This is a genomic window from Pyrococcus horikoshii OT3, assembly GCF_000011105.1.
Classification (GTDB): Archaea; Methanobacteriota_B; Thermococci; order Thermococcales; family Thermococcaceae; genus Pyrococcus; species Pyrococcus horikoshii.
In genome coordinates this window covers 89,862-103,296 of record NC_000961.1, presented here as the reverse complement: position 1 = coordinate 103,296, position 13,435 = coordinate 89,862, and the positions used below count along the sequence as shown (strand labels likewise).

At 42.2% G+C, this 13,435-nt stretch carries 9 protein-coding genes; 4 read left to right on the top strand and 5 right to left on the bottom strand.

Annotation, left to right across the window (positions count from 1 at the left end):
- Positions 1-34: 34 nt before the first annotated feature.
- Positions 35-670, top strand: a complete 636-nt coding sequence (locus PH_RS00555) for an MBL fold metallo-hydrolase (protein ID WP_010884235.1) — start codon at positions 35-37, stop codon at positions 668-670.
- On the top strand, positions 651-1,337 hold the full coding sequence (gene radB / locus PH_RS00550; protein ID WP_010884234.1) for a DNA repair and recombination protein RadB: 687 nt from the start codon (positions 651-653) through the stop codon (positions 1,335-1,337). Before PH_RS00555 ends, radB begins: the two co-directional genes overlap by 20 nt.
- 10 nt (positions 1,338-1,347) lie before the next feature.
- Here radB and PH_RS00545 read toward each other — a convergent pair whose 3' ends face one another.
- Both PH_RS00545 and PH_RS00540 read right to left on the bottom strand, forming a co-directional pair.
- Positions 1,348-2,757, bottom strand: a complete 1,410-nt coding sequence (locus PH_RS00545) for a DUF402 domain-containing protein (protein ID WP_048053036.1) — start codon at positions 2,755-2,757, stop codon at positions 1,348-1,350.
- Complete coding sequence (locus PH_RS00540; protein ID WP_048053035.1) at positions 2,723-3,415, bottom strand: hypothetical protein; 693 nt, start codon at positions 3,413-3,415, stop codon at positions 2,723-2,725. Before PH_RS00540 ends, PH_RS00545 begins: the two co-directional genes overlap by 35 nt.
- 85 nt (positions 3,416-3,500) lie before the next feature.
- Between PH_RS00540 and PH_RS00535 the strand changes: the two genes are divergently transcribed.
- Entirely contained in the window at positions 3,501-4,502 is a 1,002-nt protein-coding gene (locus PH_RS00535) for a tRNA (guanine(37)-N1)/4-demethylwyosine(37)-methyltransferase Taw22 (RefSeq protein ID WP_048053034.1), read from the top strand.
- Positions 4,503-4,560: 58 nt separating this feature from the next.
- Complete coding sequence (gene moaA, locus PH_RS00530; RefSeq protein WP_048053033.1) at positions 4,561-5,493, top strand: GTP 3',8-cyclase MoaA; 933 nt, start codon at positions 4,561-4,563, stop codon at positions 5,491-5,493.
- Here moaA and PH_RS00525 read toward each other — a convergent pair.
- From PH_RS00525 to PH_RS00515, 3 genes are read right to left on the bottom strand one after another with little or no spacing between them, the layout of a single operon-like run.
- Positions 5,480-6,886, bottom strand: coding sequence for a replication factor C large subunit (locus PH_RS00525; RefSeq protein ID WP_010884229.1), 1,407 nt, complete (start codon positions 6,884-6,886; stop codon positions 5,480-5,482). The two genes, moaA and PH_RS00525, sit on opposite strands and share 14 nt — an antisense overlap.
- A gap of 6 nt (positions 6,887-6,892) precedes the next feature.
- Positions 6,893-9,451 (bottom strand): replication factor C small subunit, encoded by a 2,559-nt coding sequence (locus PH_RS00520; protein WP_048053032.1) that lies wholly within the window; start codon positions 9,449-9,451, stop codon positions 6,893-6,895.
- Positions 9,452-9,494: 43 nt separating this feature from the next.
- Positions 9,495-13,427 (bottom strand): bifunctional RecB family nuclease/DEAD/DEAH box helicase, encoded by a 3,933-nt coding sequence (locus PH_RS00515; RefSeq protein ID WP_048053031.1) that lies wholly within the window; start codon positions 13,425-13,427, stop codon positions 9,495-9,497.
- Positions 13,428-13,435 lie beyond the last annotated feature (8 nt).

The window sequence follows — 13,435 nt, the reverse complement described above, 5'->3', positions numbered from 1 at the left end:
ATATCTCGAGAAAAATGTCTTGGAGGCTTAACCGATGAAGATAGTTTGGTATGGACATGCATGTTTCTTAGTAAAAACGAAAGGGGTGAGCATCCTAATTGACCCCTATCCTGATGTTGATGAGGATAGGATGGAGAAAGTTGATTACATTTTAATTACCCATGAACATATGGATCATTATGGTAAGACACCACTAATAGCAAAGCTGAACGATGCCGAGGTAATAGGACCTAAGACGGTTTATTTAATGGCCATAAGCGATGGATTGACAAAAGTTAGAGAAGTGGAAGCCGATCAAGAATTTCAGCTGGGAGACGTGACGGTTAAGACTTTTTACACTGAGCATCCAACTAGTCAGTATCCCCTTGGATATTTAATTCTGGGGGAGAAGAGGGTTGCTCACCTTGGGGACACATACTACAGCCCAGGCTTCAGGGAGCTCAGGGGACAGGTAGACATACTCCTTGTCCCTATAGGGGGAAGGTCAACAGCTAGTGAGAGGGAGGCCGTTGATATAATAGATATCATAAGACCAAGAATCGTAGTACCAATGCATTATGGAACTTACGGTAGTACCGGCAATGTAGAGAGCTTCAAGAGGGAACTGCAGAGGAGAAGGGTATGGGTTCTAGTAAAGGATCTAAAGCCCTATGAAGGGTTCGAAGTCTGAGGTTCAGGGTATGGTGCTTACCACTGGAGTTAAGGGATTAGATGAATTATTGGGTGGAGGAGTTGCTAGGAGGGTAATACTACAGGTTTATGGGCCCTTCGCTACTGGTAAAACAACCTTTGCAATGCAGGTAGGCCTTTTAAATGAGGGTAAGGTTGCCTATGTGGATACTGAGGGTGGATTCTCCCCTGAAAGGCTAGCCCAAATGGCTAGATCTAGGGGTTTAGATCCAGAGAAGGCTCTATCAAAGTTCATAATCTTTGAGCCTATGGATCTGAATGAGCAGAGGAGGGTAATCTCCAAATTGAAAACAATAGTTGATGAAAAATTCTCCCTAGTCGTCGTTGATTCGTTGACGGCCCACTATCGAGCGGAAGGAAGTAAAAATTATGGTGAACTAGCAAAACAGCTTCAAGTTCTCCAATGGCTGGCTAGAAGGAAAAACGTTGCTGTAATAGTTATTAATCAAGTTTATCACGACTCTAATTCAAACTCTCTAAGGCCTATAGCTGAACATACCCTGGGTTATAGGACAAAGGATATATTAAGATTCGAGAAGCTTAGGGTTGGAGTTAGGCTGGCGGTTCTAGAAAGGCATAGGTTTAGACCTGAAGGTGGAATAGTTTACTTTAAAATTACGGATAAGGGATTAGAAGATAGTAAATAAAAAATGGGGTTCATACCTTCTCATAAATTTCCTGGACTATTCTTAAGACGGATTTGTAGAGCTTTTCGCTTATTATTCCATCTTCATAGTGCTCCTTTAACTTTTCTTTGTCTATTATTTCTTTCTTTCCATCTGGCCATTTCACTATGTCAACTTCTAGGTCTATGTACCTTGCCTTATCTGGATATATCTCAACGGGGGTATTTATGTTGTAGAACTCTCCCTTTAGATTACCATTTCTATCATAGTAGCGGTGGACAAACCACCATTTTCCAGCTTCTATCTCGGTTATTGCGTAATCCCCTGGCTCTATGGGAACCTCTAATCCATCATAGACTCTACCGGGTTTAAGGTTCCTTCTTATCTTGACCTTTAGGGGCTTAACCGATACCTCTATTACCTCTCCGGGCCCTATTTTTATAACCTGCCCGTCTGGTTTAACGTGATTTAAAGTAAACATCCATCCGAGCTTTGGTCCTTTTGAATTGACTATGGCCTCTATGAAGCCTTCACTTATCTTCTGTCTTTGAGAGGGCATCTTAGCTAAAATACCCTCAGCAACCTCGACTGCTAATGTAAATTCGGGATCGTACGATTTGTACTGGTGATGCCCCTCTATGGTGGGAACTACCTTATTTCTTATTTCGTCCAACTTCTTCTTCGCCCCTCCTCCAAATTCTATCTCATAGATGTTCCTCCCTTCAATTATCTCAGCGGGCGCAGAGTATTTTTCAGCTTCCTTAAGCTTATCGGCCACCTTAGATAGTCTCACAATTTCATCCCTTAGAACGCTCCATTCCTTATAGGCGGCTGCAGTCCTCCAAAGAATTCCCCACTCCCCGAGGTTCACGCTTAGGCCAAGTATTCTTAGTCTTTCCCTTTCTTCTGGATCCCTTATCTTCCTTGAAATTTTCACATGTCTCTGAACTCCTATTGGTTTCGGTATTAATACCGCATAGTCTCCGGGTATGGTTATCAAAACACTCAAATGAGGTAAAACATTGTGCTTCTTTACCTGGACTATTACCTCATCCCCTTCCGTAGCATCTGGCAACTCCTCTATGAGTACAGTTCCTATGGCGTTTCCAATGTCAACGTACACGTACCTATCGTCTCTTTTCACGACTATTCCCTTGTAAACACCATACAACTTATATGGGAGCTTCCTAAAGAAGACATCAATGAGTTCCTCTTCGAGAACCTTTCTAATTTCTTCAACTTTTGTTCCAACAACCGTAATTCCATGGTTCCTGTCGTATATATCAATATCGAAGTCTTCGTAGGACTTCTCTAACCCAAGTCTCTCTGCAATAATATCGCTGGGTTGAACTATTTTGAACCCCTTGTCTAAGAGAAGCTTAGTTAATGCGGTACTATAAATTCCCCTAATCCTCACCGAGATCTCTGATTCTGTAGACACTTTCACCACCTCTTTCTGCCCTTTCAGTAACTCCAATGAGCGTTAAGGCTTCCAGTATCTCCCTTATTTCATCCCCATTAAGTCCCGTTTCTCTCTCAAGATACCATATATTGACCCATTTCATACCCATCTGATTGGCCTTTCTAATCGAGAACTCGACTTTGAAAATGTCTGATGGTTTATCATAGAGCATCTTTAAGAATTTTATTAATGTGTTAACTTGCTTAGTAAATTCTTCAATCTTGTTTATCTTATCCAATATTGAAGATGGAACAGCTCCTTTCTCGATAATTTCCGCAAATTCTGCATAGGTTATTAGCGTGCTTAAATTTTCCGTGATTATGTAGTCAAAGCTTCTGTTAAAGTTCAGGAGTTTTCTAAGTGAAAATCTTAACTTATCCACATCGTTAAAATTTATTAGAACCTCGTCAAGAATTCCTTTCATTTGGATTATAAGTTTCATAGTTTCTTCAGTAGTCTCTTTGAACTCTCTGCCAATCTTGAAGGCCTCATCTAAAATCTCGGAGATGTCTCTTATCTCGTTATTTATGAGCACGTAAGCCTTTGAAATAGCATCCCTTGACCCCTTTGCAATTTCTGGAATCAAATTTTCAAAGTCTCGGTGGGAATCTCTGATCCTTCTCAACTTCTCCTTCAACTCTGCAACCCCAAAATGTTATTTAAGCAAAAGAAGTTAAATTAATATTGCCCTTTTGAAGAGGCGATATGGGGAGGCCTCGGGGTTGGTTGGGGTAAAAGCCAAGAAAAGTGAAGCGGAGAAAATCCTTCAACTTTTAAAATCTCAAAACCTGTTAGATGGAAAGAGAAGGCCTATAAGAGATGGGGATTACGTTGTGTTTCCTGTTGTTGATGATGTTAAGGCCAAGGAGCTTGGACTGGAAGTCGTTTATAATTTGGAGTTACCGTTGAGGCCTGAAAGGCAGATATACAGGAACTTGGAGGACTTGTTACCCAAGGATGTTGTAGAAAAGGTTGGAAGGCTTGACATAGTTGGAGATATAGCTATAATATCAATTCCCGACGAACTTATGCCAAGGAAGGGTGTTATAGTTGAAGCCATAAGGAAGCTTTATCCAAAGATTAAGGTGATAGCTAGGAGGGGGTTTCATACTGGAGTCTATAGGGTTAGAAGGCTTGAGGTAATCTGGGGCGAAAATAGGTTGCAAACTATTCACAAAGAGAATGGCGTTCTACTGAAGATCGACCTTTCTAAGGTGTTCTTTAATCCCAGGATGAAGGGGGAAAGATACAGGCTTGCCCAGTTAATTAAGGATGGAGAGAGGATCCTAATACCCTTTGCAGGTGTCCTTCCCTATGCTCTAGTAATAGCTAGGTTTAGAAAAGTTGACATAGTTGCCGTCGAATTGAACGATGAGGCCGTAAAACTAGCCCAGGAAAACGTGCTTTTAAATAAGGATAAGTTGAAAGGAAAGATAAGCATTATTCATGGCGATGTTTTTGATGTACTTCCCAAGCTTCCAAGCTTCGATAGGGTGATAAGCCCAACCCCAAAGGGAGTTGACGCTTTAGCTTTAACCCTTTCCAAGGCTAAAAGATTCTTGCATTACTATGATTTTATCCATGAGGATAAACTAGGGGAGTTCAAAGAAAAGATAATAAAAGAATGCCAAAAGCAGGGAAAGGAGTGTAAAGTTAAAGTGAGAAAGGTGGCCGATTATAAGCCCCATGTTTATAAGGTCTGTGCAGATATTGAGATTAAATAATTTTGTTAGCGCATGACTTATATTTTTAACAATATCTTCGATGATATGGAGGTTGATCATGTTAATAGATCGCTTTGGAAGGCCCGTTACTAACCTTAGGATATCCCTCACTAAGGAGTGCAATCTTAGCTGCTTCTACTGTCATAGGGAAGGTCAGCTAGATGGAGAAAGGTTCATGACCCCTGAAGAAATTGAAAGGATCGTAAGGGTGGCATCCAGGCTTGGAATCAAAAAAGTTAAACTCACTGGAGGAGAACCAACAATAAGGAAGGATATACTAGAGATTATCAGAAGGTTAAAGCCTTACGTTGTAGATTTATCCTTAACCACAAACGGAACTACGATGTACGTATTGGCCGAGAAGCTGAAGGAAGCGGGCCTTGATCGAGTTAATATAAGCCTCGATACTCTTGATAGGAAGAAGTATAAGATGATCACGGGCTTTAATGTTCTGGATGAAGTTATTAAAGGTATAAAAAAGGCGACAAAGCTCTTTTATCCTGTAAAGCTCAACATGGTTGTGATGAAAGGGGTAAATGATGATGAAATATGGGATATGATGAGATTCGCCGGCGAAGTTAACGCAATCCTTCAACTTATAGAACTGGAGGTTCCCAGGGAAATGGAAAACTCTCAATTCTTTAAGGATTTCTTTTACCCTTTAAAGCCTTTAGAAGAGAAATTTGAAAAGCTTGCGGTTAAAGTGAAAGAGAGAAGAATGCACAGGAGGAGGAAATACTTTATCCCTATTGACGGTAAGATCGTCGAGGTTGAAGTCGTAAGGTCAATGCACAACACCGTTTTTTGCATGAACTGTACCAGGTTAAGGCTTACCGCTGACGGCTACTTGAAGACTTGTTTGCTTAGGCGAGATGACCTCATTGACATCCTGGGGCCCCTGAGGAATGGAGCAAGCGATGCTGATTTGATTGAGATATTTAAGAGGGCTGTGCTCTTGAGGAGGCCGTATTGGACCTCTAATTCTTCTTAATAAAGTCAAAGAGTGTGACCTGCTTCCCTTTCTTCTTTTCAGCTTTGGGCTTCTCCTCTTCCTTCCTCTCCTCCTCTTCTTCCTCTTCAGCTTCTTCCTCCTCTACTTTCTCCTCAACGGCTTTCTCTTCAATTTTTTCTGTTTCCTTAATCCTTCTCCTTATGGAAAGTGTTTTACCCCAGATCGTTCCGGCCTTTTCCTTTCCTGCTAGGAACTCAACTTCCTTCTCCGTAAGCTCTAAAAAGACCGTGAAATGAGCTGCAAGATCTAGGTTGTTCTCGAATATCGTCCTGAGGATTTTCATAGTTTCCAGGGCTTCAAGCTTGCTCATGTGCATCTCTTTCATTATTTTCTTAATAATGGAATCCCTTATGGATCTCTCCTCTTTGCTCTCTGCGAGCATTTTTAGGGTATTTGGGGGATAAAACTTTGCAAATCCCTTCTTTTTAGTTCCCGCCACGGCAACTCCAGCGGTCATCATGTCTATGGCGTACTTCCAAAGCGAGTAATTTCCCGTTCTCTGAGCCCTTCCTAGGTAGATATCAGCTCTACTTATCGCTTCATAAGCCCTCGCCATTTCCTCGGGCTTAAGGTACATGTGAGGTATGTTCTCATCGACCCATAATAGGAACTCATCTGGGGACATATCCAGGTTCATTAGGGCTAGCTTTGCCCTCTTAGCATTATCACTACTAAATACCATCCCGAGAGATTGGAATACCGTCTTTTCAACGTCTCTGTAAGCTAAGACATACTTTGCATCCTCATATCCACCGGCCACAATCGTTTGAAGGTCGTTTATCGCAGCTCTCAGATCACCGCTTGATCTCTTCGCTATTTCCGTGAGGATCTCCTTGGGGACTGTTATTCCTTCTCTCTTGAGTATTCTGACTAAAGCAGAGATAACATCCCTCTGGTTTAATCTCTTATACTCAACGAGCTCAGCTCTATCTCTTATTTCCTTTGGAACTTCCCAGTAGTGATTTGCGGCCATTATTATGGGGTTCCTGGCCTTATCTATTAGCTTTGCAATTTCCGGAGCTCCACTAGGTTCAATATTGTCGGCTTCATCCAGGAAGATTATCTTCCTCCTCTTACCCATGATATCCATTGTATAGGCCGCTTGAACGTACCTAGCTATCTTGTTATAAGTCCTCTCGTCGCTAGCATTGAGCTCTATAACCTCAAAGTTGTATTCGTGAGCTAGGGCGTAAACCGTGGTAGTCTTCCCACTTCCTGGGGGCCCGGCCAATAATAAGGCTTTTTTCTTCGGTGGATTTCCATGTAACCAGGATTCTATCCATGCTCTAACTTTCTCTAGGGCCTGCTCTTGGTTAACTATTTCACTTAACTTCCTTGGCCTGTACTTCTCAATCCATGGAACATCGGGCATAGGCTATCACTTCTTCTTTCCAACTAAGGTAAATTGAGCTAAGAGGGCTTCAAGCTGTATCATCTCGTTAGCTCCTTCAACGAGCCTGAAGTTGTACTCTCCTATCTTATCCGCTAGGTAAACTTTAGTGGGCTCATCTATCGGTAAGTTAAATACCTCTTTGTGCATCTGAATTAAGACATCCTCTCCACTAAGCCCCTGCTTGAGGAGTATTTCCCTGAGCTTTTCTCTAGCCTTCAGGAAGTTACCCTTAAGGGCTAAGAGCATCATCTCCCTTATATCCTCTGGTCTAGCCCTACTCGCTACCATGAATACATTTTCATCGGTAATTTTCTTGTCCAGGGCCGCTGCAGCTTGCAGAATGTTTATGGCCCTTCTCATGTCTCCTTCGGCTATGTAAAGTATTGCTTGGAGACCTTCTTCAGTTAGCTCTAAACCTTCATTTTCGGCAATGTACCTTAATCTCTTTGCTATGTCCTCATCACGGAGGGGTCTGAAGCGGAATATCGCACATCTAGACTGTATGGGCTCAATGATCTTTGAGGAGTAGTTACAGCTTAAGATAAAGCGAACGTTGCTCGAGAACATCTCCATGGTTCTCCTTAATGCTTGCTGGGCATCTTGAGTTAAAGCGTCGGCCTCGTCAAGGAAGATTATCTTGAAGCTCGCTCCTCCTATGGGTTTTGTCCTTGCAAACTCCTTAACTTTCTCTCTAATCACGTTTATACCTCTCTCATCTGAAGCATTCAATTCAAGGAAATTATGCCTCCAGTTCTCGCCGAAAAGCTCTCTTGAGAGGGCTAAAGCTGCTGTAGTATTGTGAACTACCGTTGGCATGTTTCCAGCTATGAAGTTGTGGTACCCAGGAACGTGAAGATCGTAGATTATGAACTCTCCCCTAAGCTCTTCTACTTTAGTTATCTCATCCCAATAAAGCTCATTTTGCGAGAGGAAGATTAAGTACGCTATCCCTTCCTTGAGCTTTTCATCGGAGAGTATTTCCTCTATGAGTTCAAGTTCAATTTTCCTTATCCTCTCTAGGATTTCAACGTTCACGGCGTTGCTCTCGAGAATTGTCTTCACGCTAGAATTCCAGGTACCGAGTCTCCTTCCAATCTCAGCGTAGCTTGAATACTTTCTTGCAAAAACTCTCATAGCTTCGATGGTATGTTCAACGTCAATTCCAAGAACCTTTGCTATCTTTATGTAATCCTTGAAACTCAGCTTTCTTTTTCCTTCTATGTACTCAAGGAGTTCATCTGCTCTAATTCCAGTTTCTTCTGCTACCTCTTCTATCCTCTTTGCTACTTCGTTCCAGTCGATTAGGATACCCCTTGACAAAGACTCTTTCAGCTTCTCAAGCTCATCAAGGCGGTAGTAGATCTCTTTCATCAGCTCCCAGGAAATTTCCTTCGCTTCTCTGTAGCTCCAACTTCTCTTATCGTTAAAGAAACTTAACCTAAGCCTATCTTTAACGTAGGATATTAGCTCATAGTTGATCTCCAAGCCATCATGACCTGGATCATCTTTTTTAACAAGCTTTAGGGCCTTTTCAAGTTTATTCCGATTAATAAAGCCGATCTCATTTAGGAACTTCTTTACGTTATCTGAGCCTGATATAATAACGCGGTATTCTTGTATCCTTGAGATTATTCCAAAGCCGGCTAGAGCATATGCTATTTCCTGGGACATCTCCTTGCTAGCTGTTGCTAGGACTATAGCGTTCCCCTTGACGCCACCATTGCAGTCGAAGTAAGCCCTGAGGAAAGACCGAATTCCTCTCCAGCATTCTTTGGGTATGTGAGCATTTCCTAGGGAGTTTACTAGCTTTAAGGCTTTCTTGGAGTTTACATAAACTTTTGAAGTTCCATTCTCGTGGGTTATCTCCCTTATCCTTGCATCTGAGAAAAGCTTTTCCGTTAGCTCCATGAAGCGTTGTCTTAGGAGGGGATCTTCATTGGTAAACATGATTAAGTTCTCCTTTGAGTCAGCATAACCGCCTCCGAGGAAGTAGCCAAGCCACTCTGCCAGAGGATCTTCTCCGGTTACAATGGGTAAGAAACGCGGTACCGCAAGTTTGTCACCAGGTTTGAGTTCTTCGGCTTTAACCCACTTTATCTCTCCGTTCCTTCTATTCACGAGGAGGGGATGGTATGGGGTTACCTTAAGCTCCCTTCCAAGGCGAGTCCTTATCCTTATTAGCCTCTCAGTTTTATCTTTGTAAACATATTGAACTTCGAACTCTCTAAGCTTTCCATCTTCATCTATCCCAATAACTTTTAACCCCTTAACGGGAGTTGGGCCGAATTTTCCTCCGGAGATTTTTTCGACAAGCTCCCTAAGTTCGAAGAGTTGACCGTTAGCTATAACTTTAGTATCTCCGGTGAGGCACTTTCCAACACCAGGAGGACCTGCAAATAGTAAATGGGGCATTGACCCAGTTTTAACGTAGTGTTTAAGCCTCTTAACTATATGCTCTTGACCCACTATCTCATCTAATCTCTGAGGCCTATACTTTTCAACCCATGGTTTTTCAAGAACCTTTACCTCTCTAACCTCTTCCATATTATGCACCTAATTTAGAAAGCTGTGGTTGTGGTATTAAGCCTTACTCTCCAGCCCACCTAAACACTTCTAATATGTAATCAGCTTTTGTAAATTTCCTACTTTCTCCTTCCCTTCTCATTTTTATATAGAACCTCTTCCATGGCCTTAGTATCTCGAAGGTTTCCAAATCCTTCGCAGAAAGCGTGAACAAATTCTTTGATGCTATTAGTATTAGCTTTTCCTTGGCCCTACTACCGGCGACGTTCAGTCTATTGGGATTATATATGAATTCCAGAACCTTTGAGAGGTAAGCTGGATCGCTGGATGTCATGGAAACTATTATGACATCCTTTTCTCCCCCCTGGAATCTCTCAACGGTATCAACCTGAACGTTTACAAGGCTTCTTATTAGCCTCTTCTGGGCCCTGTAAGGAACAACGACACCTACATCGATGCCTTTAACCTCCTTTAGAATATCCTTTACTATCTCAGCTTCTAACTCGTTAACCTTGGTTGAGCCCCCCTCGTTATGGATTATCAAAATTACTGGATACCCTGGATCTAGAATGAACTTTAGGAACTCGTCTTTCCCTGCTTTTTTCAGCGTTTCCAGGACTTCTCTATCTGAGTTTTTCCTGCTTATTAATTCTATCCCATCGAAGGAGTAGAAGAGCTCTGAATGTAACTTGGCTAATGCTCTTGGGAGTCTGAAAGTTTCTCTAAGCCTGTGCATTGGGAGGACGCGATCTTTATCGACATTCCACCTTGGTGGATCTCTACCCAGAATTCTCTTAAACCTCTTAAGCTCCCTTTCCTCGAGCTCTCCTCTCAGGAACCTTATGAAGTTTAAAACCGAAAGGAAGGGTAAGTGCTCTTCAATGGTTTTCCTATCTTCTAGCTCCCACTCATGAACTTGAATCGGTTGCATCTGTCTATGATCCCCTACTAGCAACACCTGGCCCTTTGCATTACTCGTTGCCAAGAAGAACATTGGTAAGTCCAGCATGCTTGCTTCATCTATCACCACGAGGTCTGCATCATAATCTTTTGCAAGTTTAAACGCTGTTTGAGGTGTTGCAAAGAGAATCTTTACCGTTAGAAAGAGAGGAGACTTTGAAAATGAAAATTTATTTGTCACATTAACTTTCAGTCCATTTAACTCCTTTTCCATGGGTTTTACAGCTTCTTCGCTTGAGACTCCCCTTATAAGCTCTACATTCTTGAGTTCTTTGATATCTTTCAACTTCTCTTTAAGCTTATACGTCCTTATTAGAGCTTCGTTAACGGCCCTATGGGAGAGGGCCGTCACTATAAATAGGGAGCTTTTTCCTTGCTTTATCGTTGAATATGCCCTTGCAAGAATTGCTGGAGCTATTGCTCCTGAGGTCTTCCCGGTTCCTGGAGGCCCTTGAAGGGTTACTATTCTATGCTCGCAGTCTAGTGCAAAGTTAACCTGTTCCCTATTTAGGCTGGGAAGAAAGTTTAGGAATTCCTGAATATATTCTTTTTTCCAAACCCCAATTTCGGGATTAATATTCGTATTTCCCTCATATATCTCATTTAAAAGCCTATATACCTCGTGGGCTTCTTCATTAATCTTGTCGAGAACCTCAAATGCCCTTGACATTCCTATTTCATCGATGGCTGGATCTAGGATTATGTAATCTCCTAGGTGGATCTTTACCCCCTCGATGTTAATCACTCCATTCCTGCATTTACTTTTTGAGTGCCGAAGGGTGAACTTTCCTGGGGGTACGTTGGTTAGCTTTAGGATTATCCTTCCATCTCTATGGTTTATATACTCGATGACCCCAAGTGGAGACCTCTTTATTATTTTAGCTGGATCATCCCCTCCTAAAATACTAAGAGGAGTTACGTACACCCAGGAATCCTCGTCAATATCTACTAGAACCTCCTCGGGTGAGTACCCCTTAAAACCGTCATCACTCGGAAGGACTATTTTCCCCTTTATTACACATTCTCCATTTGTTTTCCTCTCTATACTCTCAATCCTAACAATTGCAGATTTTTCAGAATAGGCCCTTATCTCTTCAGGGATCCGGTAATACCTCTCGAGTTGGCCCTTTCTAGAGTGAAATTCCAGGAGTAAGTACTCGATCAGAACCCTGGCCAAATCCCCATCTTCAAGATCGAAGCTTTCAAACTCCTTTTTAGGTATCCCCTCCTTTTTCGTGAACTCTTTATATCTTTCTGGAATTTCTTCCTCTATCTTTGCCATAGCTCTCACTACTTGCTCTAGCATATCCTTAACGTCGTTTATCTTTCTGGGATCCTTAGTTATCCCCTCAACTAGAGCTTTCCAGAATGGGGTGAATGGGATCTCGTCGTCATCTCTATTCAAGGCCGGATAGTATGGCTCCCTTATTGGATCGTGCTCTGTTACGCTGTAGAGCTTTTTCAAGTTGAGCCTTTCACCTTCCTTCCTTGCCAGGATTTCAAAGATCTCCTTGAAAGATTCGTTTTCTTTCCACCTGTACCCGAACTGGATTGAAACTGGTATTATTCCCAATCCCTGGGCGAAGGGTAATGCATGCCTCTCTATTAGTTCATCCTTAATTATCGAGAACCCTTCCCAGTCTATGGCCTTCCTTAAGCTTAAAAGGGCCCTAATTGGTTTGCTCCACCACAGTCCCCTGTGCCTTCTAAGGGCATCTACGAGGCTCTCCCTCTGTCCCCTTGTGTAAAAGTATAGATGGGGGTAAATTTCCTCACCAGGTGAGAGGTTCTTTATAACTTCTATTACTTTCCTGAAGAACCTCTCAAGCATCTCCCTCTCCTTTTCCTTCCCTATCTCTGGATCTAGGGGAACGTCATCAACTAGTTCAACAACGGACACTTCTCCGTTCTTTGATTTAACTAAGGCCGAGATTCCGATGAGCGTATCGGTTACTGGGCTGTTTTGAACGTATATAAAGATTTTAACTAACCGTCCATCATCATAGGGAAGGTTATATCCTGTTCCTGGGATGTACTTCCTTTTAACTTTACCATTCCTTTCATCCCTAACTGCTTGGGCAATCCTTACGAGCCTTGGTACATTTAGGCTCGTTCTTTTGGTTATCTCAACTAAGGCATCATGGTCATTTACCTGGGGTCTCTCAAAGCTTATGGGGCTGTCAGTTGGAAATGTCATTAGGTTTGCGAGGTCATCTATCGTCCTTATTCCTATTTTTTCGAATACCCTCATATCCCCCGGAGGTATCCCCAGGATTCCGAGGCTCCTCTTCTCAAGGGCTTCCGAGAGGCACAAAGGCTCGAATTGGCACGTTGTACATCTTGCCGTTATCCAGGCTTCGCTCCATTTGATCTCTTCACTCAGCTTTTCTTCTATCGTTGTTACAAACTCTAAAACGTCGTTCGGGAAATCTAAAAACTCCCGGGGCCAGGGAAAATTATCCTTAGTGACAATGGCTAGCTTTATTTTACCTCTGACTATCTTATCGAGTAGCATTCCGTATATAACGGCCTGAAGCCTGTGAGGTAGCTTCTCTTCCTTTGTAAACTTAGCCTCAAGAATGTAGTAGGTATCTCCCTGCTTTATTATGAAATCCGAGAGCCCTTTAACTTTAAACCTCCCTATCTTTCCTATGAGTGGAGCTTGATACACGAGGATATTGTTCAGGTTTAAAAGCTCTCTGAACTTTTGGTAAGCCTCCTCTTCGTCCCCGAATATTATAACGTTCCCTCTATAGTACTTCCTAAAAAATGCAAGCGTTACATCCTCTTCTCCCTTCTTAAAAAATCCATAGAAGGGAAAGTTAAACCTACCTTTAAGCCCCTGGAGGATTTCAAGTTCAAATTCCTTTCCCCACTTTGCTAATGCCTTATTTTCTTCCTCTTTCTTTTTAATGACCCTAATGTATTCGTTCAGCTCTCCTTTCTTCTTCCTATCAAGGTAAATTAAAAATCTTGGACACTCCTCTAGTTCAAAGAACCTTGCGATTTCGCTGGGATGTAACTCCCCAAATTCCAAAATTTTCC

What these genes read in the sequence shown, in the direction of transcription:
- PH_RS00520 (WP_048053032.1), bottom strand. Translation starts at nt 9,451, where the DNA reads ATGGAAGAGGTTAGAGAGGTAAAGGTTCTTGAAAAACCATGGGTTGAA.
- PH_RS00525 (WP_010884229.1), bottom strand. Translation starts at nt 6,886, where the DNA reads ATGCCCGATGTTCCATGGATTGAGAAGTACAGGCCAAGGAAGTTAAGT.
- PH_RS00555 (WP_010884235.1), top strand. Translation starts at nt 35, where the DNA reads ATGAAGATAGTTTGGTATGGACATGCATGTTTCTTAGTAAAAACGAAA.
- radB (WP_010884234.1), top strand. Translation starts at nt 651, where the DNA reads ATGAAGGGTTCGAAGTCTGAGGTTCAGGGTATGGTGCTTACCACTGGA.
- moaA (WP_048053033.1), top strand. Translation starts at nt 4,561, where the DNA reads ATGTTAATAGATCGCTTTGGAAGGCCCGTTACTAACCTTAGGATATCC.